Source organism: Saccharopolyspora sp. NPDC049357, from assembly GCF_040677225.1.
GTDB lineage: Bacteria > Actinomycetota > Actinomycetes > Mycobacteriales > Pseudonocardiaceae > Saccharopolyspora.
In genome coordinates this window covers 1-22,799 of sequence record NZ_JBFAQJ010000054.1, presented here as the reverse complement: position 1 = coordinate 22,799, position 22,799 = coordinate 1, and the positions used below count along the sequence as shown (strand labels likewise).

Here is a 22,799-nt window from a genome sequence, read left to right as displayed (position 1 = left end):
ATCAGCGCTTCGCGTAGTCGGTGAGGATCGTGCTCTGGTAGGTCTGCGCCAGCTCGTCCAGCGCGGCCTGGGTCTGCTTGCGGCCGGACAGGACGTCGCCGTAGGCGGTCTGCAGCGGCTCCAGCAGTTCGCTGTTCTGCGGGATCCACGCGCGGCTGTGCGTGGTCGCCGCCAGCGGGCGGAACGCGGTGACGATCGGGTTGGCCGCCACCGCCGGGTCGTCGTAGGCGGACTTGCGGGTGGGCAGCAGACCCAGCTCCGCGGCGATCTTCGCCTGGCCGGCGGTGCTGCTCATGCAGGCGACGAACTTCTGCGAGGCCTCGGTGGCGTCGCTGCCCTGCCGGATCACGTAGTCGTGGCCGCCCACCGGCGACGGGGTCGCCGAGCCGGGAACCGGTGCGATGCCCAGGTTGGCGGGGTCGGCGAACTCCTGGGAGGCGGTGAACTCCGAGACCGCCCACGGGCCGTCGATGACCATGGCCGCCTCGCCGGTGGTGAAGGCGGTCTTCATGCTGGTGTAGGAGTTGGGCTGGTCGAGCGAGGTGCGGGCGGCCTTGGCGTCGAGCAGGTCCTTGGCGACCTGCACGCCGCGCACGGTCTCCGGGGAGTTGACGGTGATCATCCGGGCGCCGGGGTTCACCAGGTCGCCGCCGTGGGTGTAGATGAACGGCAGCGCGTAGTACTCGTCGTTGTTGAGGAACAGCGCGTTCTCGCCGCCCAGCTTCGGGGCGACGGCCTTGAGCTCGTCCCAGTTCTGCGGCGGTTCCACGCCGGCGGCGTCGAGCTTGCGCTTGTTGTAGAACAGCGCGAGCGCGTCGGTGACCTGCGGGACGGCGTAGGTCTTGCCCTCGAACTTCGTCGATTCCAGCGTGTTCGGCAGGAAGTCGTCGGTGTCGGCGACCAGCGGCGTGCCGGAGAGGTCCTGGATGAGGCCGGCCTGCGCGAGCTGCGAGACCCAGCCGACGTCGGCGCGCAGCACGTCGGGGCCTTGCCCGCCCTGCGCCGCGGTCTTGTAGTTGTTCAGCGCCTGGTCGAAGGCCACCGTCTCCACTCGCACCTGGTAGCCGCCGGTGCGGCCGCACTCCCGGGCGACTTCGCTGAACACCGCGCTTTCCGCTGATCCGCTGGTGTCCCAGTACACGACCTGGTTCGCGTCGCCTGCCGAGCCGCCGCACCCGGTGAGGGTGAGGGCTCCGACCAGGCCCAGGGCAGCGATGACCGTGGCCTTTGGTCTCATTTCCAGTCCTCCCGTTGTGCAAATTTTTGCAATCAACTGGCGTTAGATTGCATACCCAGAATGTGAATCGCGTCAAGATGTTCGAGCAGAAATGGACAGGTTTCGACAATCGGCAAAGCCAGTTCATTGCAAATTATTGCTGCGCCGTGCAGTATCGTGTCGGGAACCATCGGGAACGGGAGGAGTCCGGCGTTGGCTGGTCTGGCCGAGATCGCGGAAGCGGCCGGGGTGAGCGTGTCCACGGTGAGCCGCGTGCTCAACCGCAAGTCCGGCATCGCCGAGGAGACCCGGCAGCGCGTGCTCGACGTGCTCAACCAGCTGCCGCACACCGCCCGGGGCGTCGGCGCCCTGCGGCGCACGGGAGTGATCGGCCTGCTGGTGCCGGAGCTGTCCAACCCGGTGTTCCCCGCCTTCGCCGAAGCGCTGGAAAGCCGTGCCTCGCAAGCGGGTTACGCCTCGCTGCTGTGCAACACGCGCGCGGCGATGAGCGAGCGGGAGTACGTCCAGATGCTCCAGGCGCGCGGTGTCGAGGGCATGATCTTCGTGTCGCCGGAGATCGCCAACCCGGACAACGACGAGCGCCGCACCCGCGGCTACTACGAGAAGCTGGCGCGCGAGGGCGTCCGGATGGTGTTCGTCAACGGCGGTGCCCCGAGCCTTGACGTCCCGGACATCACCGTCGACGAGCACCTCGCCGGCCACACCGCGGCGCGGCACCTGCTGGAGCTGGGGCATCGCCGCATCGGTTTCGTCAGCGGCCCGTCGCGCGCGCTGCCGTCCCGGCTCAAGCGCGCGGGCTGGGCCGCGGCCTTGGAGGAAGCCGGCGTCGAACCGGCGGCTGAACTCGTCGCGCACGGCTCCTTCTCCGCCGAAGGCGGTGCGGAGGCGATGTCCCGGCTGCTCGACGGTCCGCAGCCCACGGCGGTGCTGTGCTCGTCGGACGTGATGGCGCTGGGCGCGATGGGGGAGGCCAAGAGGCGCGGGTTGAGCACGCCGGAGGACGTCTCGGTGGTCGGCTTCGACGACATCCCGCTGGCCGCCTACTGCCAACCGGCGCTGACGACCCTGGCCCAGCCCATCCGCGACATGGCCGCCGCGGCCGTCGACGAGCTCTTGCGCCAGCTCGATCCCGACGGCGACGAGCGCGGTTCGACCAGCTTCAGCCGCATGTTCCGGCCCAGCCTGATCGTCCGGGAGTCCACTCGGGAGCGTTGAGCCCGCACTCCGGAAAGGGAGAAGCATGTCTTGGTGGCGTGACGCCGTGGTGTACCAGATCTACGTGCGCAGCTTCGCCGACGGCGACGGCGACGGGATCGGCGACCTCGTCGGAGTGCGGGAGCGCCTGCCGCACCTCGTGGAGCTGGGCGTCGACGCGATCTGGCTGACTCCGTTCTACCCCTCGCCGATGGCCGACGGCGGCTACGACGTCGCCGACCACTGCGGCGTCGACCCGCTCTTCGGCGACCTCGACGACTTCGACGCCCTGCTGACCCAGGCCCACGACGCCGGTCTGCGGGTGCTGGTCGACGTCGTCCCGAACCACACCTCCGACCAGCACGCGTGGTTCACCGAGGCCCTGGCCGCCGAGCCGGGTTCGGCCGAACGCGACCGCTACCTGTTCCGCGAGGGACGCGGCGACGAGCCGCCGAACGACTGGGAATCGATCTTCGGCGGGCCGGCCTGGACCCGGTTGCCCGACGGGCAGTGGTACCTGCACCTGTTCGCGCCGGAACAGCCGGACCTGAACTGGCGGAACCCGCAGGTGCGCGCGGACTTCCGCAAGGTGCTCAAGTTCTGGCTGGACCGCGGCGTCGACGGTTTCCGCATCGACGTCGCGCACGGCATGATCAAGCACCCTGACCTGCCCGACACCGGTCGCAGCGAGCAGATCTCCCTGCTGGGGAAGGGTGAACTGCCGTACTTCGACCAGGACGAGGTGCACGAGATCTACCGCGACTGGCGCGCGCTGCTCGACTCCTACTCGGGCGGGCGGATCGGCGTCGCCGAAGCCTGGGCGTCCACCCAGGAGCGACTGGCCCGCTACGTCCGGCCCGACGAGCTGCACCAGGCGTTCAACTTCGCGCTGCTGGAGGCGCCCTGGTCGGCGGAGGAATTCGGGAAGGTCGTCACCGAATCCCTGGCCACCACCGCTCGAGTCGGTGCGACCACCACGTGGGTGCTGGGCAACCACGACGTCCAGCGCCCGGTGACCCGCTACGGCGACGGCGAGCTCGGCCTGTCGCGCGCTCGCGCGGCGGCGCTGTTCAGCTTCGCCCTGCCCGGCTCGGTCTACGTCCACCAGGGCGAGGAGCTGGGACTGCGCGAGGTGCTGGACCTGCCCGACGAGGTTCGCCAGGACCCGATCTGGGCCCGGTCCGGCGGCACCGACGTCGGCCGCGACGGCTGCCGCGTGCCGCTGCCGTGGTCCGGTGGCGAGCCGCCGTTCGGCTTCGGCCCCGGCGGGAGCTGGCTCCCCGCACCGCAGGAGTGGGCCTCGTCCACGGTGGAGGCTCAGCGCGCCGCCCCGGGTTCGGTGCTGCGGCTCTACCGCTCGGCGCTGGCGCTGCGCCGCGCACTGGCCGTCCTCGGCGACGGGGAGCTGACCTGGCTGGACGCTCCGGAGCAGGTGCTGGCGTTCGCCCGCGAGCCGGGTTTCGCGTGCGCCACCAACTTCGGCGACACCTCGGTCAACCTCGACCTCCCCGGGGACCTGCTGCTCCGCAGCGACGGCGCCGAGGTCTGGACGGGCGAGCTGCCGCCGAACACGACCGCATGGCTGGAGTTCGGGAAGAAGTAACCAAGAATCGTCCTAGTGGGTCTATTTCTGCCCGAATGACCGTGGTCGCATGTGAGTCACCAACGACACAGAGGTGACTCGCATGATGCGACGATTAGCAACGACCATGGCAGCGGCGGCGCTGTCCGCCGTCGCCGTGGTCGGTTCCCAGGCGCCGGCGTCCGCCGCGCCGAACTTCCAGGTGCCCTTCAAGTGCGGCGTCGAGGTCACGGCCGCCACCTTCAGCGGGCACAGCCCGGCGAACTCGGTCGACTTCCAGCGCGAGGGCATCACAGGCATGGCCGTCCTCGCTTCCGCCGGAGGCACCGTGACCAGGTCGGAGAACGAAGGCGACACCAGCTACGGCCGGTGGATCGAACTCGACCACGGCAACGGCTGGCGCACCCGCTACGCCCACCTGTCCAGCCAGGCCGTCTCGGTCGGCGAGAAGGTGTCGGCGGGCGGCAAGATCGGCGAGGCCGGCGCCACCGGCGGAGTCACCGGCCCCCACCTGCACTACGAGCAGATCCTCGACGGTGCCGACCGCAAGGTCGTCCTCAACGGCAAAGCCGTCCCGTACTACGGACACACCCCGTTCACCAGCAAGAACAACTGCTGACCTCCCCTGGGGCCACGAAAACGGCCGGTCCACCCCCAGCGAGGTGGACCGGCCGTTCTCGTTCAGGCGCTTGCGGCTGAATCGCTCTGGTCGAAGCGCACCACCAGTTCGACGCCCAATGCGTGCGCGAGCCGATCAAGAATCGGGATGGTCGGAACCGTGCCGCCGGCTTCGAAGCGGGCTACCGCGGGCTGGGACATCCCGGCGGCCTCAGCGAGTTGGCTCTGCGTCCACGATCGCTCTTCGCGGAGCTCGCGCGTGGCCTTGCCGAGTTCGTATGCGATTCGGGTTGCTTCGTACGCCTCGGCGGCGCCCGGCTCCTCCATGCGGCGCTCGCGCAGAGACTCCCAATCCGTCCTGGCCACTGTCCCCTCACTCCCCAACATGCTCATCCACCACCGTGTGCACGTCGTTCATGCACTGGCGAAACGCTCGCCAGGCCCGCTCGATCTCCCGTGACTCCCGCATTCTGGTCTTGCGGAACGCGGTAAGCAGAATGATCCGCCTGCCAGATGCGATCCAGTAGGTGATCCGAACTGCGTCGCCGTCCAGGTGGAACCTGAGTTCCCGCAGCTTGCCGCGAAGTTGTTTTGTGTATGGCTCGCTGAGTAATGGTCCGTGCTCGGCTAGAAGTTCGATGTAGAAGGCCGCTGTGTTGAAGTGCGCAGTGGTGAGCCCTTCCAGCCACCTTCGAACTTCCGGCTCGAGCTCTACCGTACCCCAGGACATAGCATCGATGGTATAAGTCGGGTCTGTTTCACCATCGGGCGACATGAAACGGCCGGTCCACCTCCAGGGAGGCGGACCGGCCGTTCTGCTGGCCCGTGGTCAGAGGCGCACGGGGTAGTGCGGTTCCGGGACCTCGGGGGAGAGGCGGCCTTCGATGAAGATGGCGTGCCAGAGCATGAAGACCAGCAGGGCCCAGAGGCGGCGGCTGTGGTCGAGGACGCCGGAGCGGTGCTCCTCCAGCAGTTGCAGGATCGCGCGGCGGTCCAGCAGGTGATCGGTCTGGGACTGCTGGATGATGTTGCGCGCCCAGTCGTGCATCTCGTCCTTGAGCCAGAGCCGGATCGGCACCGGGAAGCCGAGCTTGCGCCGGTTGAGCACGTGCGCCGGGACGACCTGGTAGAGGGCCTGGCGCAGCGCGTACTTGGTGGTCTCGCTGGTGATCTTCTGCTCCAGCGGCACCGTGCTGGCCACCCGGAAGACCTCGTTGTCGAGGAACGGGACCCGCAGCTCCAGCGAGTTGGCCATCGTCACCTTGTCGGCCTTGACGAGGATGTCGCCGCGCAGCCACGTGAACAGGTCCACGTGCTGCATCCGGGTCACCGGGTCCCAGTCCTTCGACAGGCTGTACGGGCCGCCGGTGACGTCCTTGTGCGACACGCCCGGGTCGAAGGCGCGCATGATGTTGCGCAGCTGGTCGTCCCGGAAGATGCGCGCGTTGCCGTAGTAGCGCTCCTCCAGGTCCAGCGAACCGCGGCGCAGCAGGTCCTTTCCGCGCACGCCCTCCGGGATGTGGCTGGAGACCTTGCCCATCGCCTTGCGCAGCGCGCCCGGCACCTTCTCGAACGGCGCCAGCGACAGCGGCTCGCGGTAGATCGTGTAGCCGCCGAACAGCTCGTCGGCGCCCTCGCCGGAGAGCACCACCTTCACGTGCTGGCGGGCCTCGCGGGCGATGAACCACAGCGGGACCAGCGCCGGGTCGGCCACCGGGTCGTCGAGGTACCAGATGATCAGCGGCAGCGCCTCCATCATCTCCTCGGCGGAGACGGTGCGGACCACGTGCTTGACGCCGATCGCCGCGGCCGACTCGGCGGCCACGTCCACCTCCGAGTAGCCCTGCCGCTCGAAACCGGTGGTGAAGGTGATCAGGTTCGGGTTGTGCTCCTTGGCCAGCGCCGCGATCGCGGTGGAGTCGATGCCGCCCGACAGGAACGAGCCGACCGTCACGTCCGCGCGCATGTGCTTGGCGACCGAGTCGCGCATCACATCGACGATCTCGTTCTGCAGCCGCCGCACGTCGGCGTCGGTGTTGGCCGGGCGCGGCCGGAAGTTCGGCTGGAAGTACCGCTCGGTCACCAGCTGCCCGCCGGGCGAGACGGTGAACGAGGTGCCCGACTCGATCCGGCGGATCTGCCGGTGCAGCGACTCGGGCTCCGGCACGTACTGGAGGATGAAGTAGTGCTGCAGCGCCTTGTGATCGAGCTCCTCGCCGATCTTGAGCGTGTTGGCCAGGCTGAGCAGGCTCTTCTTCTCGCTGGCGAAGGCCGTGCCGCCGGGGCCGGTTGCGTAGAACAGCGGCTTGATGCCGAAGGGGTCGCGCGCGCCGTAGACCACCTTGCGCTCGCTGTCCCAGATCATGAACGCGAACATGCCGCGCAGCCGGCCGACCGACCGCGGGCCCATGTAGTGGTAGGCGGCGACGATGACCTCGGTGTCCCCGTCGGTGGCGAACCGAGCGCCGTACTGCTCGATGAGCTCGGCGCGCAGCTCCAGGTAGTTGTAGATCTCACCGTTGAACGTGATGGTGTAGCGCCGCGGGTTCTCCGGCGGGCCCCAGGTCAACGGCTGGTGGGAGTGCTCAAGGTCGATGATGGACAGCCGGTTGAAGCCGAGGACGACCTCACCGCCATGCCACGTGTCGCTCTCGTCCGGCCCCCGGTGTCGTTGACAGGGCAGCGCGTTGGCCACGGCGTTCACGCTGTAACCGGCAGATTCTTCAGTGGGACAGATGAGTCCAAGCAGGCCGCACACGCGTCTCGTGCACCTCTCCGAGTCGGGGGGAAAAGGCTGGCTCCAGTATGCAGAACCTCGGCCCGCGCGCTGCACGCGCGTGCGGGGAGTGCTTCGTGGTCGTTCTGCGTGGCGGTGCGGCTCCGCTACTTCGAGATGAGCCCTGAGCGAACGATCGACGCCCCCGGAGCAGTATCGCGGCTACACCTGGGCTAGGCTCTGCCCAGGATTCCGGCGGCGGATCTGCGGTTGCCTGCGGGTGGACCGGGGATCGACCAAGCCGCTTCGGTGAGTTTTGCACGAGGAGGCGTCGCGCAGTGGGCCTGAAGGAGGGGACCCGAGTGCCACGGCTGGTCAAGGTCGCTGGTCTGATCGGCCTGGTTGGTGTCGCGGCCACTGGCTGCACGACCGACGAGGTCCTGCGGTTCGGATGGCCAGAGGGTGTCACCCCGCAGGCCGAGGCGATGCGGAACCTGTGGACCTGGTCGGTGATCGCAGCACTCGCGGTCGGTGTGTTGGTGTGGGGGCTGATCTTCTGGTCGGTCGCTTTCCACCGCAAGAAGAAGAACGACGAGGAACTGCCGCGTCAGTTCCAGTACAACCTGCCGCTCGAGCTCATCTACACGGCGATTCCGTTCGTGCTGGTGGTCGTGCTGTTCTACTTCACGGCGGTCACGCAGAACACGGTTCTGGCCAAGCCGGCGAAGCCGGACCAGACCGTGAACGTGATCTCGTTCCAGTGGAACTGGGAGTTCAACTACCCCGGTTACAAGACGCCGGACGGGCAGCCGGTGCGCACCGTCGGCAGCAGCAGCGAGATCCCGCTGCTGGTCGTGCCGGTCGGGCAGCGCGTCGAGTACCACATCCGCTCCACCGATGTGATCCACTCGTTCTTCGTCCCGGAGTGGCACTTCAAGCGGGACACCTTCCCGTACCCGGAGAAGAACAACCAGGACAACGTCTTCCAGAACACCGTTGAGCGGGAAGGCTCGTTCGTGGGCCGGTGCGCCGAGCTGTGCGGCACCTACCACGCGATGATGAACTTCGAGGTCCGGGCGCTTTCGCCGGACAAGTTCGACCGGTACATGCAGCTGCGCACCCAGGTGAACCCGCAGACGGGGCAGACCTACACCGCTGCCGAGGCTCTCGGTGCGATGAACTGCGGTGAGCTGTGCACGCCGCACGCGGTGACCGGTGTTCCGTTCAACACCGACCGCACCGGTGGCGTGCCCTCCGGCATCGGGACGAACAGCTAGGGGTGCCCTCGACAGGGCGTACGGCGTGAGAGCGAGGACTCCATGAAGGTCGAATCGAAGATCTTCAACATCATCACCGTTTTCTTCTTCCTGTCCGCAGTCGTCTACGGCGTCTGGGCCAAGGAGCCGGTGGGCACCGTGGCGCTGGTCCTGGTCGGCGGCCTGTCCTTGATCATCGGCAGCTACTTCTCCTTCGTGGCTCGCCGGATCGAGGAGCGTCCCGAGGACAACCCGGACGCGGAGATCAGCGACGGTGCTGGTGAGCTGGGCTTCTTCAGCCCGGGTAGCTACTGGCCCGTCGGCCTGGCCGCCGGTGCGGCGTTCGCGGGCATCGCCCTGGCGTTCTTCCACGTCTGGATGATCGTGCTCGCGGTCGGCTTCTTGCTGATCATGGTCGCCGGGCTGGTGTTCGAGTACCACACCGGTCAGAGCAGCCACTGACGCAGAACGTGAAAGGCCCCTCGGTCGCGACCGAGGGGCCTTTTCGCATCTAGGATCTCGTCCGACGAACAACCACGCAGCAGGAGGTTCTCCCTCGTGATCACCGCCATCGTGCTGATCCAGACCGCCGCCGACCGCCTCACCGAGGCGGCTCAGGAGATCGCCGACATCGACGGCGTCGACGAGGTCTACTCCTGCGCGGGTGATGTCGACCTGATCGCGATGCTCCGCGTCGCCAAGCACGAGCACCTCGCGGACATCGTCCCCGGCAAGATCAACAAGGTGGCCGGAGTCCAGGACACCGACACCCACATCGCCTTCCGCTCGTACTCCCGCAAGGACGAAGAAGCCGCCTTCTCCATCGGTCTCGAAGAGGAGTAGGGGGCTGGTTCTTCTGCTCAGCGGTGCGGGTGGCGGAACCTGACACGCCTTCTGGCTCCGAGATCCGCGACTTGAGTACGTCTGGGGTTTCTAGCGGAGTTCGGTGCAGAGGGTTGTCCAGCGGTCCAGGAGGGCTGCTGCGGCGCCTGAGTCGATGGCCTCGGCCACTCGGGTCAGGCCGGCCTCGAACTGCGTCCGCAGGTCGGCTCCGGGGCCGTCGTAGGCGACGCAGGCTCCTGCCGCGTTGAGCAGGACCGCGTCGCGGACCGGGCCGGTGGCGCCCGCCAGGAGGTCGCGGACGACCTCGGCGTTGTCCTTCGCGTCGCCGCCCTGCAGGTCCTCCGGGCGGCTGCGGGCGATGCCGAAGTCCTGCGGGTCCAGCGCGTCCTCGCGGACCGTGCCGTCGTTGACCACCCAGAGCGTGCTGGCGGCCGTGGTGGTGATCTCGTCCATGCCGTCATCGCCGCGCACCACCAGCGCCGCGTTGCCGCGCGCGGCGAACACGTCGGCGACCACCGGCGCCATCCGGCGGTCCGCGCAGCCGATCAGGCCCGCGGCGGGTCGAGCCGGGTTGGTCAGCGGGCCCAGCACGTTGAACGCGGTCGGGATGCCGATCTCGCGTCGCGGGGCTCCGGCGTGCTTGAACGCGGGGTGGAACACCGGCGCGAAGCAGAAGCCGATGCCGACCTCCTCCACGCAGCGCGCCACGGCGGCCGGCGGCAGGTCGATCGCCACGCCGAGCTCTTCGAGCACGTCGGCCGTGCCGCACTTCGACGAAGCCGCGCGGTTGCCGTGCTTGACCACGGTCACCCCGGACGCGGCCAGCACGATCGAGGCCATGGTGGAGATGTTCACGCTGCCGCTGCGGTCACCGCCGGTGCCGACGATGTCCACCGCGCGCTGGGTGATGTCCAGCGCGCGGGCGTGCTGGAGCATCGCGTCGGCCATGCCGCGGACCTCGGCGGCCGTCTCGCCCTTGGCGCGCAGCGCCACCACGAAGCCCGCCACCTGGGCCGGTGTCGCCTCGCCCGACATGATCAGGTCCATGGCCCAGGCGGTGTCCTCCGCGGACAGGTCCGTACCCGCGACCAGGCTGCCCAGCAGCCCTGCCCAACTTCCCGCCATGGTTCCCACGATCTACTCCGTCGGTTCGGCTGTCCAAAGAAAAACTATCGTGCCGCCGCGCACGCCTCCTGATCTGCCCGATATGGCATGGATCGCAGGCACCGACCGGAGATCAGCGGAAACCGGAACGCGGAATTCCGCTGAGGTCGGGTCGATGCCTGCGCGGACCGAGTCGCCTCGCCGCCCTCGCGGGCCCGGCGACGGTCAGGCCGGGACGGGCTTGCCCTGGGTGCGCAGGACCTCGGCGACGGTCTCGGCGGAGGCCAGCGGGTCCAGCGGGTGCACCAGGACCGCGTCGGCCTGCGACCAGGTGGCGAGCCACCGGTCGTCCTTGCGGCGGACCGCCACGACAACCGGCGGGCACTGGGTGATCTCGTTCTTGAGCTGCCTGGACACGCCCATGCCGCCGGTCGGCTGCGCTTCGCCGTCCAGGATCAGCAGGTCGACCTTGCCCGCGTCGACCTCGCTGAGGACGTCGGCGACGGTGCTCGCCTCGATGTAGTGCAGCCGGTCCAGATCGGGTGCCGGGCGCCGCCCGACGGCGTTGATGATCGCCTCCCGGACCTCGGCGCGGTGGCTGAACACGAGAACGTTCGTTGTTGCGGTGCTCATCACTGGCTCCTCGGCGAGCTTGCGGACACCCGCACCCGATCTGCGCAGCACGGGGCATTAACAGGTCCGAATGCTAGCCGCCCGAGCGGGTGTGACAGTAGCCACCCGGCCGGATTCGATCATTCCGACCCGGGTTGCAGTGCGTCCCAGCCGAAGGTCTCGCCGCCGTGCCGTTGCGCCAGACCGGCCATCCGGGACGTCTCCTGTGAGCAATGCAACGCATCCAATCGCTGCACACGGAGCGCAACCAACGGGGTCAAACCGGACACGCTGAGGTCATCTCCGCGGCCTCCTGGGCGCAATGTCCACTTGTCCGAGGCCAGCAAGGCCCTCGCGGTGTCGACAGCGTCACCGGGAAGTGCCAGGTGGTGGCGCAGCACCGCCGGGTCCTCCGGCTTCCACGCGGTGGCCCTGGCCAGTGCCGTCGACGCGGCCTCGGTGTCGTCGTAGGACCACACCACCACCTGCAATCCGGGGTCATCGATGCTGATCACGGGCTTGTCGCGGTCGGTCCGGCGGAGTCCCAGCGCGCTCAGAGCGGACCGAAGAGTTTTCACGTTGAGTTACCTCCAGATCGCAATCCGATCACCTCGCGGCCGTAGGGGAGGACCCGAAGGCGCGAGGGGAAAAGCTGCAAGACATAATGCGTCGCGTGACAACGGCAGCGCCCTCAATCAGTCAACGCGTGCACTCGCTGAACCGACCCAACATGGTCAGCGTCGGCACCATCGTTTGGTTGGCCAGCGAGCTGATGTTCTTCGCTGGACTCTTCGCCATGTTCTTCACGGTGAAGGCGCAGAACGAGGGCGCGTGGCCACCACCGCCCACTCACCTGAACCTCCCGTATGCCCTCCCGTTCACGGTCATCCTGGTGGCGTCTTCGTTCACCTGCCAGTGGGGCGTGTTCGCGGCGGAGCGGGGTGACGTCTTCGGTCTCCGCCGGTGGTACGTGATCACGCTGATCATGGGCACGGTCTTCGTGCTCGGGCAGGCCGGTGAGTACTTCCAGTTGGTCACCGAGCACGCGACCACGATCGCGTCGTCGGCCTACGGAACGGTCTTCTACATGACGACCGGCTTCCACGGGCTGCACGTCATCGGCGGGCTGGTCGCGTTCGTCTTCCTGATCATCCGGACGAAGCTCAGCAAGTTCACGCCGGCTCAAGCCATCGCAGCGATCGTCGTGTCGTACTACTGGCACTTCGTGGACATCGTGTGGATCGGCCTCTTCGCCGTGATCTACCTCGTCCCGTGATCGCTCCTCCAGCGAGGAACCTCGATCGCCTGGCACGAACGAGGCCGAAACGAACACCCCGAACCGGACAGCAAGGGTTGCCGCACTCATGACCACCACTAAGAAACGGAACCGCGCGGGCTCGAAGCTCAAGCGGCGGATCTCCGGTGTACTGGCGCTGGGCATTGCGTTGGTGGGTGCCGGTGGGCTGTACACCGTCCTGACTCCCGAGCCGCAGACCGCGCACGCCGCAGCGGACCCGGCACTGGTGAGGCAGGGCGAGCAGCTCTACAACAACGCCTGCATCAGCTGCCACGGATCCAACCTGCAGGGCGTGCAGGACCGTGGTCCCAGCCTGACGGGCGTCGGCGAAGCCGCAGTGCACTTCCAGGTCGCCACCGGCCGCATGCCGATGGTCCGGCAGGAAGCTCAGGCGGTGCGCAAGCCGCCGAAGTTCAGCCCGGAGGAGATCGACGCGCTGGGCGCGTACGTGCAGACCTACGGCGGTGGCCCGGAGGCCCAGAAGCAGTCCGGTCAAGCGCTGCAGGGCGGCGACCCCGCGCGCGGTGGCGAGCTCTACCGCCTCAACTGCTCGTCCTGCCACAACTTCACCGGACGAGGCATCGCGATGTCCTCCGGCAAGTTCGCGCCGAACCTGGACCAGGCGACCGAGCAGGACATCTACCACGCGATGCTCACCGGGCCGCAGAACATGCCCAAGTTCTCGGACCGGCAGCTCACGCCGGAAGAGAAGAAAGACATCATCGCCTACGTCAAGTCCGTGACCAACGGCAACAACAACCCGGGCGGCAACTCCCTCGGCGGCTACGGCCCCGGACCGGAAACGGTGATCGCCTGGGTCGTCGGACTCGGAGCGCTGATCGGCCTCACCCTGTGGATCGGAGCCAGGGCATGAGTGAGCAAGAGAACAAGGACTACACCGAGGCCGAGCTGGCCGAGATGAGCCGCGACGAGAAGATGCGGCTCGGTCTGGCCCTCGACGACGTCGAGCTGGTCGAGTACCGGGACAACTTCCCGGTCAGCGGGACCCGCGCCGAGCGCCGTGCCGAGCGCAACATCGCCGCCTGGTTCGTGCTGGCCGGCCTGTCCGCGCTGGCCTTCATCGCGGTGTTCATCTTCTGGCCGTGGGGCTACCAGCCCTCGACCGATCCGAGCGCGCACTTCATCTACTCGCTGTACAACCCGCTGATCGGTTTCTTCCTCGGCCTGTCGATCCTGGCCGTGGGCATCGGCGTCGTGCAGTACCAGAAGAAGTTCATCCCGCACGAGGTCGCGGTGCAGCAGCGCCACGACGGCCACGGGTCCAGCGAGGTCGACCGGCAGACGACCGCCGCGATCCTGGCCGACGCCGGCAACCGCAGCGGCATCGCCCGCCGCAAGATGATCACGCGCACAGCGGGCTTCGGTCTGGGTGCCTTCGGCCTCGGCGCCGGCGTGTTCGCGCTCGGCGGCATGGTGCGCAACCCCTGGGCCGAAGAGGGCCAGGAGTCGCTGCTGCACACCGGCTGGATGCCGGAGCACCCCGGCGAGAAGATCTACCTGCGTCGCGACACCGGCAACCCGCACGACGTCTCGCTGCTGCGGCCCGAGGACATCGACGCCGGTGGCTTCGAGACCGTCTTCCCGTTCCGGGAAGCCTGGCGGCACGACGAGCACGAGCTGATCACCTCGATGCGCAAGGGCGACGCGCCGGTCATGCTGATCCGGCTCCGCCCCGGCAGCAAGCCGCTCAAGCGCAAGGGGCAGGAAGACTTCAACTACGGCGACTACTACGCCTACTCGAAGATCTGCACCCACCTGGGCTGCCCGACGTCGCTGTTCGAGCAGCAGACCGGCCGCCTGCTCTGCCCGTGCCACCAGTCGCAGTTCGACGTGGTCAACACCTATGCGAAGCCGGTGTTCGGCCCGGCCACGCGTGCCCTGCCCCAGCTGCCGATCACGGTGGACGAGGACGGCTACTTCGTGGCGAAAGGCGACTTCATCGAGCCCGTCGGTCCGGCGTACTGGGAGCGTAAGTCATGAGTTCGATCACCACGCCCACGAAGGGAGAGAGCAAGCTGTACGGCAAAGTCGCGCACGCCGCCGACGAGCTGGACACGCGGTACCGCTTGGCTCCCGGCATGCGGCGGCAGCTGAACAAGGTCTTCCCGACGCACTGGTCGTTCCTGCTCGGCGAGATCGCGCTCTACACGTTCATCCTGCTGCTGATCACGGGCACGTACCTGGCGTTCTTCTTCGACCCCTCCATGCAGGAGGTCGAGTACCAGGGCCTGTACACCAACCTGCGCGGCGTGGAGATGTCGCGGGCGTTCGAGAGCACGCTGGACATCTCCTTCGAGGTCCGCGGTGGTCTGTTCGCCCGCCAGCTGCACCACTGGGCGGCGCTGCTGTTCATGGCGTCGATGGTGGCGCACATGCTGCGCATCTTCTTCACCGGTGCGTTCCGGCGCCCGCGTGAGACGAACTGGATGATCGGCGTCACGCTGTTCATCCTCGGCATGTTCGAGGGCTTCACCGGCTACTCGCTGCCGGACGACCTGCTGTCGGGCACCGGTGTCCGCATCGCCTCCGGCATCACCATGTCGGTCCCGGTGCTGGGCACCTGGGTGCACTGGATCCTGTTCGGCGCCGAGTTCCCCGGCACCGACCTGATCCCGCGGTTCTACCTGTTCCACGTGTTCCTGCTGCCGGGTCTGATCCTGGGTCTGGTCGCGGCGCACCTGGCGCTGGTCTGGTACCAGAAGCACACCCAGTTCCCGGGCGTGAAGCGCACCGAGAGCAACGTGGTCGGCGTCCGGATCATGCCGGTGTTCGCGGTCAAGGCCGGTGCCTTCTTCGCGATGGTCGTCGGCGTCTGCGCGATCATGGCCGGTGTCTTCCAGATCAACCCGATCTGGAACCTCGGCCCGTACATCGCCTCGCAGATCTCCGCCGCGTCGCAGCCCGACTGGTACATGATCTGGACGGACGGTTCGTCGCGTCTGTGGCCGGCCTGGGAGGTCTACCTGGGACCGTTCACGATCCCGGCGCCGTTCTTCCCGACCGCGCTGTTCATGGGCCTGATCTTCACGGTGGCGATCATGTACCCCGCCATCGAGCGCAAGCTCAGCGGCGACAACGCGCACCACAACCTGCTGCAGCGTCCGCGCGACAACCCGGTACGCACCTCGCTGGGTGCCATGGCGCTGACGTTCTTCATGGTGCTGATGATCTCCGGTACCAACGACATCATCGCCTTCGAGTTCAACATCTCGCTGAACGCGATGACCTGGGCCGGCCGCATCGGCCTGCTGGTGGCGCCGCCGATCGCCTACTGGATCACCTACCGGATGTGCCTGGGTCTCCAGCACAGCGACCGCGAGGTGCTCGACCACGGCGTCGAGACCGGCATCATCAAGCGGCTCCCGCACGGTGAGTTCATCGAGGTCCACCAGCCGCTCGGCCCGGTGGACGACCACGGCCACCCGGAGGCGCTGCCCTACCAGGGCGCTCCGGTGCCGAAGAAGATGAACCAGCTGGGCGCCGCCGGTCACCCGGTCGAGGGCAGCTTGCTGAAGCCCGACCCGGTCGAGGAGACCGCCGCGCTGGAGCAGGCCCGTCACGACGACGCGGTCCGCGAAGCCGAGGAGCGCACGCAGCTGACCGCCGGCAAGCCTTCGCAGCCGACGGAATAAGCACCGAAGCCGAAACGGCCCGGTACCCCGAGCGGGTGCCGGGCCGTTTCGCGTCTCCGGCGCCGGTTCGCCGTGGTCGGTAGCGTCCGGGCATGGCTACGTTGCAGGATCCGAAGGTCCGCGAGTTCCTCTCCCAGGGCACCCGCACCGGGTTGCTGGGCTTCACCGCCGCCGACGGCCGTCCGCTGGTCGCGCCGGTGTGGTTCGTCGTCGACGGCGACGCGCTGGTGTTCAACACCGGAAAAGACTCAGCCAAGGGCAGGTCCGTCCTCCGCGACCCCAGGTTGGCGCTGTGCGTCGATCTGCCTCAGCCGCCTTACGCGTTCGTGCAGGTCCAGGGCACGGCGGAGGTGTCGGAGGATCCCCAGGAGCTCGTCGACACCGCCACGATGATCGCCGCCCGCTACGTCGGACCGGACAAGGCCGAGGAGTTCGGCCGCCGCAACGGCGTCCCCGGCGAACTCGCGATCCGCCTCCACCCCACCAAGATCAACGCCGCCTTCGACATGACCGGCTGACCCACCCCGCCCGCCCGAACCCCGAATACCGCCGTATTCAGGTCCCCGACTGCTGCGGTATTCGGGGTTCTGATCACCGGAGTATTCGGGGTGTCCGGGATGGGTCAGTCGATGGCCGCGTAGGGGGTTCGGCCTGTGGTGGCCTTGTCGAGCCAGGTTCGCCAGGTGGCCGCTGCGCTCGCGGGCTCGGTCCAGGGAGTGCTGGTGCGGACCAGGCGGGTTCCGCCGGTGGTGAGCCAGCGGTGGATGACGCGGGTCTCGTCGGCGGTGGCGCCGTGGAGGGGACCAGGGCCGTCGAGGACGGTTTCCGCCGATGCCTGGAGCATGTCGACGACCGGCATCGGGGGGACGCCCCGGCGGGCTACCCCTGCGGACGCGAGACGTCCGTGGCGGATGACCGACAGGTGCCAGCCCCGCCGCCCGTCCGGGCGTGCCGCGACGAGCTCCGGGACCGAGGCGAGCGCGGACAGCCGCTGGCCCCGGTCCAGCGAGCGGACGAGGTCGGCGAGCCGATCGCGGTGGTTGGCCGCGTCTTCGAAGCGCTCGGTGTCGGAGAGCCGCTGGAGCTCCTCGCGCAACCGCTCCAGGAGGTCTCCGCTGCGCCCGCGGATCACGTCCCGGATGGCGATGACCTCGGGTTCGTACTCCTCGGCGCTCTGCAGCCCGGCGCACGGGGCGCCGCACCGGCCCAGCTCGTGCAGCGCGCACGGGCGGATCGGCTTGCGCGGTGAGAGGCGCTCGGTGCAGCGCCGGACGAAGGTCGCCGACTGCAGGGCTTCGACGGCCGCGCTCGCGGCGTGCCGGGAACCGAAGGGCCCCAACGCGTCGTCGCGCGGCGTGCGCACGATGGACAGCCTCGGGAACGCCTCGTCGGTGAGCACCACCCACCACGCGCGCTGCGGGAACTTGGAGCGCCGGTTGTAGCGGGGCTGGTGCGCCGAGAGCAGCCGCAGCTCCCGCACTTCGGCTTCCAGCGGGTGCGCGCACTCGACGTGGTCCACCCGGTCGGCGATGCCGACCATCTCCTTGACGCGGGACCTGCGCTCGCCCGCGGTGAAGTACTGCCGCACGCGTCGCCTCAGGTCGGACGCGGTGCCGACGTAGAGCACCTCGTCGTTGGGGCCGCGGAAGAGGTAGACGCCGGGGGAGTTGGGCAGCGAGTCGGCCAGTCCGCGCTTGCGCTTCTGCTGCGGGGTGACGTCCGGGAGGTGCCCGAGCAGGTCCTCCAGGCTGCGCACGCCCAGCGGTCCGAGTCGTTCCAGCAGGGCGTGCAGCACGTCGACGGTGGCGCGGGCGTCGTCCAGCGCGCGGTGCACGGGTTCGGTGCGGGCCCCCAGGACGCGGGCCAGCGTGCCGAGCTTGTGGTTGGGCGTCTCGTCGCGGGTCAGGACCCGGCGGGCGAGCCGCACGGTGTCGACGACCTGCGGTTTCGGCCATTCCAGTCCGAGCTGTTCGCAGCCGGCCCGCAGGAATCCGAGGTCGAAGGGCGCGTTGTGCGCGACCAGCACCGCGCCCCGGCAGAACTCCAGGAACGCGGGCAGCACGCTGTCCCAGCGAGGTGCGTCGTGCACCATCGCCTCGGTGATGCCGGTGATCGACACGACGGCGGGCGGAATGCCGCGTTCGGGGTTGACCAGGGTTGCGAACTCGCCGAGCACTTCTCCGCCGCGAACCTTCACCGCGCCGATCTCGGTGACGGCGTCGCCCTGCCGGTCGCCACCGGTGGTCTCCAGGTCGACCACCACGAACGTCGCCTCCTGCAGCGGGTTTTCCTCGCTGACGGCGATCTCGTCGAAGGTCAGTTGGCGGTGCGCGGACATCATCGGCACGTTACGTCCCACTACCGACACCGCCACGCGTGCGTGTGCGCCGAAGGACGGCGATTAGCCTGTGGGGATGGCGACACCGAACTCGGGGCCGGACGGTCCCACTCCGGAGGAGTCCGCTGTGGACGGTTCCCAGCAGACTCCCGGTGCCGCGCCTGTCGATCCCGAGGACCTGCCGCCTCCGCTGCGCGCCCGGTTGGCCGACCTGGCCGCGGGCGCGCTCGACGAGATGCGCTCGACCGACGTGCCCGCCGCGCTGCGCCCGGTGGTGCGTTTCGCACCGGCCAAGCGCGCCAAGCTGGGTCAGCCCGCGCTGCTGAGCGCGCTGCGCGATTCCTCGGTGTTCCGCACCTCGGTGCTGGACTGGTGCCGCAACCACCGCCCGGGTGCGCTGTCGTTGCAGGACCCGGATCCGGTGGTCGTCGGTGCCGCGGCGGTGTTGCAGGGCGCCGCGATCGCCTCGCACTACGCGGAGTTGATCGGCTTCCGCAGCGAGCAGGGGCAGTTGCGGGCCGAACGCGATTCGGCCCTGGCGAAGGTCGATCGGCTGACCACCGAGGTCGACCGGCTCAAGGCGGAGCTCGCGCAGGCGCGCGAGTCGGTGGATCAGGCCGCGGGCAACGCGGAAGCCGACCGGCTGCGGAAGCGCCTGCGGGAGCAGGGCGTGCGGCTGCGGGAGGCCAAGGACGCCGCTGAGGCCGCGCGGGACGAGCTCGCGCGGGCCCACGAGGAGCGGGAATCGGCCGTCGCCGAGGTCGCCGCCGACCGGGACCGCGAACGCCTCCGCGCGCAGGAGGAGCGGCAGCGCGCCGATCACGCCGCCGCGGAGGCGCGGGTGGCGCGGGAGAGCGCCCGGGAGGCGCGGCAGGGCGACGAGGTCCGGCTCGCGCTGCTGCTGGAGACCTTGGAGGGCGCGGTCGGCGGATTGCGCCGCGAGCTCGGTGCCGCCGGTTCCGGGCCGCGCCCGGCGGACGTGGTCCGGCGGGTCCGGGAGCAGACCGCGACCTCCGGTGAGGTCGCCGACGTCGCCGCGCTGGACCGGCTCCTGGGCCTGCCAGCGGTGCACCTGATCGTGGACGGCTACAACGTCACCAAGACCGGGTATCCGGAGTTGCCGCTAGCCGATCAGCGCGATCGGCTGAGCCATCAGCTCGCGGCGCTGGCCGCTCGCACGGGTGCCGAGGTCACGTTGGTCTTCGACGGCGCGGACGTGCTCGCGGTGCCGACGGCGGGACCTCGTGGTGTGCGGGTGCTGTTCAGCGATTCAGGGGTGCAGGCCGACGACGTGATCCGCGATCTGGTCGCCGCGGAGCCGGAGGGTCGTCAGGTAGTGGTCGCCACGTCGGACCGGGCTGTGGTGACCTCGGTGCAGCGGCGCGGTGCCTACTCGGTGTCCTCGGCGATGTTGTTGGCGCGTCTGAACCGGGTCTAGCCGTTCACCGCTCCTCCGCTGCCACCCGGCGACTTCGGGGAGGTGTCCGAAGTCATAGTCGATCACTCGGGTACGCTCCGTATCCCGAAGGTGGGCGTGTTGTGGTGACAAGACCAGGTGACGATGGCACAAGATCCGTTACTGTGAGCAAGTGACTATCCTCCGTTAGGGGAGTTCAGTCGCACTCAGTAGAAAACGGACCCCGCTTCTAGACGTGTCGCCTCACCTTTCGTAACCTACCTGAGTCCTCGTGGCGATCAGTTGCTCATACCGGGCGACACGCGAGGCGCCGCTGATTCGGTTTTGTCGGGGAACCGGGCCGCGTTCCAGCGGGTTTTCCGCATGCGGTCAGGCGGTCGGACGCAGAAGGAGCTGTGCGCGACGTGGCGTCGCACGGAATCAAGCGCTCATTGCGAGGCGCCCTGGCCGCTACTGCGGTCGCTGCAGTCGTCGGCATGACCTCCGGCGGTGCCGCCCTCGCAGACCCGCCTCTCCCGAACAACGCCTCGGACGCGGCCAAGCAGGTCCGCGAGCTCCAGCACCAGGCTGAGCAGCTCACCGAGGACATGAAGAAGGCCGAGGACGACCACGAGGCCAAGAAGGCCGAACTGGGTCGTTCCGAAGCTCAGGCCGCGCAGGCCGAGCAGGTCGCCAACCAGGCCCGCGGCGAAGAAGAGAGGTTCCGCGGCCAGGTCGACAAGCTCACCCACGCCTCGTACCAGGGCGCGCGGTTGAACAAGCTCTCGGCACTGCTGGTGAGCGAGACCCCGGATGACTTCCTGAACCGCGCCTCCGCGCTGGACGCGCTGGCCAAGGACAACAACGACGCGGTTAAGGCGCTCGCTGCGGCCACGCACCAGGCCGAGAACGCGGAGCGGACCGCCAAGGACGCGCGCAACCGCGCGGCTCAGGCCGAACAGGACGCCGCGCGGCTGGCCGTGGACATGAAGAACAAGTCCAAGGCCATGAAGGACCAGATCGAGAAGGTCGAGGAGAAGTACGCCGAGCTCAGCGGCGAGGATCAGGACTCCCTGATCTCCGACGGTGAGACCGGTGTCGGCTCGATCGCCGGTGCCGGCGCGGCCATCCAGGCCGTCAACGCGGCGCTGGGCAAGCAGGGCTCGCCCTACGTCTGGGGCGCCAAGGGCCCCAGCAGCTTCGACTGCTCCGGGCTCATGTACTGGGCCTACAAGCAGGCGGGCGTGACCATCGGCGGCTCCACCAAGACCCAGGTCAGCGAGGGCAGGTCGGTGTCGGCCAGCGAGCTCAAGCCGGGCGACCTGATCTTCTACTACAGCCCGGTCAGCCACGTGTCGATGTACATCGGCAACGGCAAGGCCGTGCACGCCCCCACCTCGGGCGACGTGGTGAAGGTGACCGACTACAAGAACATCGGTGACGTCACGGCCATGCGCCGCGTGGCGGGCTGATCCGCGAAGTCGTGGTTCGGGGCCGGTGCCTTCGGGTGCCGGCCCCGAAATTTTTTCGCGTGCGGTGCGCGTCGACCGGTGCGGTGAGCGGACTTACGATGCGAGCCGTGTCTTCGACCGGAAAAGCCCGCGGCTGGCTGGTGCTCGCCGCGTCGGCCGCGGTGCTGGGTGGGCTCGCGCTGGTGGGGCTGCCCTCCCCGGCTCCGGTCGAGCCGCCGCCGGCACCGGCCTCGGCCGGGCACGCGGGTCTGGCCGCCCGGTTGCCGGCCCCTGAGATGGCCGTGCGCGAGTTGCTGGCCCGCCGCGAGGAATCCATCCGGGACGGAGACGAAGCGGCGTTCGCGGCCACTGTGGACCCGGAAGCGCCCGCCGAGTTCCAGCAGCGCCAGGTGCAGCTGTTCCACAACCTGCGGTCCGTGCCGCTGAGCAGCTTCGGCTACCGGCTCGACGGCGCTCCGCTGGCGCACGCCCCGGTTCCCGCCGCCGACGAGGTGCTGGCGTCCCGGGTGGTGCTGCGGTACGCGCTGTCCGGTGCCGATTCGGTGCCCACCCAGCGCCCTCTCGGCTACCTGTTCGTCCGCCGCGGCGCCTCCTGGTACCTCGCCGAGGACACCGGCGTGGTGCCCGACGCGTGGCGCGGACCGTGGGACTTCGGCCGCGTCGAGGTGCGGCGCACCGATCGCGGGGTGGTCGTCGGCCACGACGCCGCCGCTGTGGACCGGGTCGCGGAGCAGCTGGACGCGTCGGTGGCCGATGTGACGGAGGTGTGGGGGAGCGGCTGGGCGCAGCGCGTGGGCGTGCTGGTCCCCGGCACACCGGAGGAGCTGCGATCGCTGGTGGGCCCGGAGTTCGCCGTCGACGGCATCGCCGGCGTGGCGGTCGCCGATCTGGTGGACACCCGGACGAAGCGGGTGGAGGGCGCCCGCGTGGTGCTCAGCCCGAGCACCACCGAGCAGCTCTCCGGCGTGGCGCTGGGCGTGGTGCTGCGGCACGAGATCACCCACGTCGCGGCTCGGGCGGTCACCGCCGACGGCGCTCCGATGTGGATGCTGGAGGGCTACCCGGACTACATCGGCTACCGCAAGAGCGGACTGGCTCCCCGCGACGTCGCCCCGGACCTCGCCCGCGCGGTTCGCGAAGTGGGCCCGCCGCTGCGGCTTCCCACCAACACCGAGTTCCACCAGGCCGGTCGCCGTCTGGACCTCGCCTACCAGCAGTCCTGGTCGGTGGTGCACTTCCTGGCGCAGCGCCTGGGCGAGCCGGGCCTCACCGAGCTCTACCGCCGCATCGCGATGGCCACCAGCCCGGACGAGGCGGAGGCCGCCCTCCACGAGTCCACCGGCATGACCTCGCCCCAGCTGCTGGCGGCCTGGGGCGCGGACCTCCCGAGAACCCTGGCCTGAGGGACGAGAACGGCGGTGCGACGACCGGAATCCGGTCGTCGCACCGCCGTGTGTCACCGGGGGAACGCCCCCCCTTCG

General features: G+C 69.0%; 21 protein-coding genes and 1 pseudogene. 14 read left to right on the top strand and 8 right to left on the bottom strand.

All coding sequences use genetic code 11. The features are described 5' to 3' along the window. Position 1 precedes the first annotated feature (1 nt). On the bottom strand, positions 2 to 1,237 hold the full coding sequence (locus AB0J91_RS29940; protein WP_363875572.1) for an extracellular solute-binding protein: 1,236 nt from the start codon (positions 1,235 to 1,237) through the stop codon (positions 2 to 4). Positions 1,238 to 1,429: 192 nt separating this feature from the next. Between AB0J91_RS29940 and AB0J91_RS29935 the strand changes: the two genes are divergently transcribed. The 3 genes and pseudogenes from AB0J91_RS29935 to AB0J91_RS29925 all read left to right on the top strand — a co-directional run. Further along, a complete protein-coding gene (locus AB0J91_RS29935; protein ID WP_363875569.1) occupies positions 1,430 to 2,452 on the top strand; it encodes a LacI family DNA-binding transcriptional regulator in 1,023 nt (340 codons plus the stop codon). Between the two features lie 25 nt (positions 2,453 to 2,477). Next, on the top strand, positions 2,478 to 4,034 hold the full coding sequence (locus AB0J91_RS29930) for an alpha-amylase family glycosyl hydrolase (RefSeq protein ID WP_363875566.1): 1,557 nt from the start codon (positions 2,478 to 2,480) through the stop codon (positions 4,032 to 4,034). 106 nt (positions 4,035 to 4,140) lie between these two features. After that, positions 4,141 to 4,629, top strand: a pseudogene (locus tag AB0J91_RS29925) (M23 family metallopeptidase); the annotation flags it as partial. 65 nt (positions 4,630 to 4,694) lie between these two features. Here AB0J91_RS29925 and AB0J91_RS29920 read toward each other — a convergent pair. Genes AB0J91_RS29920 through asnB form a run of 3 tightly spaced genes read right to left on the bottom strand, consistent with a single transcriptional unit; the run spans position 4,695 to position 7,389 of the window. Beyond that, positions 4,695 to 4,997, bottom strand: coding sequence for a helix-turn-helix transcriptional regulator (locus tag AB0J91_RS29920; protein WP_363875563.1), 303 nt, complete (start codon positions 4,995 to 4,997; stop codon positions 4,695 to 4,697). 7 nt (positions 4,998 to 5,004) lie between these two features. After that, positions 5,005 to 5,406: a type II toxin-antitoxin system RelE/ParE family toxin gene (locus AB0J91_RS29915; RefSeq protein ID WP_363875560.1), complete on the bottom strand. Its 402-nt coding sequence runs from the start codon at positions 5,404 to 5,406 to the stop codon at positions 5,005 to 5,007. Positions 5,407 to 5,460: 54 nt separating this feature from the next. Beyond that, positions 5,461 to 7,389: an asparagine synthase (glutamine-hydrolyzing) gene (gene asnB, locus AB0J91_RS29910; RefSeq protein WP_363875557.1), complete on the bottom strand. Its 1,929-nt coding sequence runs from the start codon at positions 7,387 to 7,389 to the stop codon at positions 5,461 to 5,463. A gap of 296 nt (positions 7,390 to 7,685) precedes the next feature. Here asnB and coxB point away from each other — a divergent pair, with 296 nt between their 5' ends. The 3 genes from coxB to AB0J91_RS29895 all read left to right on the top strand — a co-directional run bounded on the left by coxB (position 7,686) and on the right by AB0J91_RS29895 (position 9,446). Continuing rightward, entirely contained in the window at positions 7,686 to 8,624 is a 939-nt protein-coding gene (coxB, locus tag AB0J91_RS29905; protein ID WP_207918470.1) for a cytochrome c oxidase subunit II, read from the top strand. 42 nt (positions 8,625 to 8,666) lie between these two features. Then, positions 8,667 to 9,065 carry a cytochrome c oxidase subunit 4 gene (locus AB0J91_RS29900; protein ID WP_132672549.1) on the top strand — a complete coding sequence of 133 codons (399 nt, stop codon included), beginning with the start codon at positions 8,667 to 8,669 and terminating at the stop codon, positions 9,063 to 9,065. Positions 9,066 to 9,161: 96 nt separating this feature from the next. Next, on the top strand, positions 9,162 to 9,446 hold the full coding sequence (locus tag AB0J91_RS29895) for an Lrp/AsnC ligand binding domain-containing protein (RefSeq protein WP_363790584.1): 285 nt from the start codon (positions 9,162 to 9,164) through the stop codon (positions 9,444 to 9,446). A gap of 90 nt (positions 9,447 to 9,536) precedes the next feature. Here the strand turns inward: AB0J91_RS29895 and trpD are convergent, their stop codons facing one another. The 3 genes from trpD to AB0J91_RS29880 form a co-directional block, all read right to left on the bottom strand. Next, positions 9,537 to 10,571, bottom strand: a complete 1,035-nt coding sequence (gene trpD, locus AB0J91_RS29890; RefSeq protein WP_363875554.1) for an anthranilate phosphoribosyltransferase — start codon at positions 10,569 to 10,571, stop codon at positions 9,537 to 9,539. 204 nt (positions 10,572 to 10,775) lie between these two features. After that, positions 10,776 to 11,183 carry a hypothetical protein gene (locus AB0J91_RS29885; protein ID WP_363875552.1) on the bottom strand — a complete coding sequence of 136 codons (408 nt, stop codon included), beginning with the start codon at positions 11,181 to 11,183 and terminating at the stop codon, positions 10,776 to 10,778. A 119-nt stretch (positions 11,184 to 11,302) separates the two neighbouring features. Further along, complete coding sequence (locus tag AB0J91_RS29880) at positions 11,303 to 11,677, bottom strand: hypothetical protein (RefSeq protein ID WP_363875625.1); 375 nt, start codon at positions 11,675 to 11,677, stop codon at positions 11,303 to 11,305. Between the two features lie 149 nt (positions 11,678 to 11,826). Between AB0J91_RS29880 and AB0J91_RS29875 the strand changes: the two genes are divergently transcribed. The 5 genes from AB0J91_RS29875 to AB0J91_RS29855 all read left to right on the top strand — a co-directional run bounded on the left by AB0J91_RS29875 (position 11,827) and on the right by AB0J91_RS29855 (position 16,630). Then, positions 11,827 to 12,438, top strand: coding sequence for a heme-copper oxidase subunit III (locus tag AB0J91_RS29875; protein WP_132672553.1), 612 nt, complete (start codon positions 11,827 to 11,829; stop codon positions 12,436 to 12,438). A gap of 88 nt (positions 12,439 to 12,526) precedes the next feature. Next, positions 12,527 to 13,333, top strand: coding sequence for a cytochrome c (locus AB0J91_RS29870; protein ID WP_363790593.1), 807 nt, complete (start codon positions 12,527 to 12,529; stop codon positions 13,331 to 13,333). Beyond that, the gene (locus AB0J91_RS29865) at positions 13,330 to 14,460 is read left to right on the top strand and encodes a ubiquinol-cytochrome c reductase iron-sulfur subunit (RefSeq protein WP_363875549.1); all 1,131 of its coding nucleotides are present in this window, start codon (positions 13,330 to 13,332) and stop codon (positions 14,458 to 14,460) included. Before AB0J91_RS29870 ends, AB0J91_RS29865 begins: the two co-directional genes overlap by 4 nt. Then, on the top strand, positions 14,457 to 16,112 hold the full coding sequence (locus tag AB0J91_RS29860) for a cytochrome bc complex cytochrome b subunit (RefSeq protein ID WP_363875546.1): 1,656 nt from the start codon (positions 14,457 to 14,459) through the stop codon (positions 16,110 to 16,112). The genes AB0J91_RS29865 and AB0J91_RS29860 overlap by 4 nt, the downstream gene beginning before the upstream one ends. A gap of 92 nt (positions 16,113 to 16,204) precedes the next feature. Next, the gene (locus AB0J91_RS29855; protein WP_363790599.1) at positions 16,205 to 16,630 is read left to right on the top strand and encodes a PPOX class F420-dependent oxidoreductase; all 426 of its coding nucleotides are present in this window, start codon (positions 16,205 to 16,207) and stop codon (positions 16,628 to 16,630) included. Between the two features lie 104 nt (positions 16,631 to 16,734). On the opposite strand, the gene AB0J91_RS29850 is transcribed toward AB0J91_RS29855, so the two are convergent. Further along, positions 16,735 to 18,450 (bottom strand): DEDD exonuclease domain-containing protein, encoded by a 1,716-nt coding sequence (locus AB0J91_RS29850; RefSeq protein WP_363875543.1) that lies wholly within the window; start codon positions 18,448 to 18,450, stop codon positions 16,735 to 16,737. A gap of 76 nt (positions 18,451 to 18,526) precedes the next feature. On the opposite strand from AB0J91_RS29850, the gene AB0J91_RS29845 reads away from it, so the two are divergent. The 3 genes from AB0J91_RS29845 to AB0J91_RS29835 all read left to right on the top strand — a co-directional run bounded on the left by AB0J91_RS29845 (position 18,527) and on the right by AB0J91_RS29835 (position 22,721). Then, a complete protein-coding gene (locus AB0J91_RS29845; protein WP_363875540.1) occupies positions 18,527 to 19,888 on the top strand; it encodes an NYN domain-containing protein in 1,362 nt (453 codons plus the stop codon). Between the two features lie 383 nt (positions 19,889 to 20,271). Then, positions 20,272 to 21,318, top strand: a complete 1,047-nt coding sequence (locus AB0J91_RS29840) for an NlpC/P60 family protein (protein WP_363790605.1) — start codon at positions 20,272 to 20,274, stop codon at positions 21,316 to 21,318. A gap of 107 nt (positions 21,319 to 21,425) precedes the next feature. Next, positions 21,426 to 22,721 carry a hypothetical protein gene (locus tag AB0J91_RS29835; protein WP_363875537.1) on the top strand — a complete coding sequence of 432 codons (1,296 nt, stop codon included), beginning with the start codon at positions 21,426 to 21,428 and terminating at the stop codon, positions 22,719 to 22,721. Positions 22,722 to 22,799: the final 78 nt, after the last annotated feature.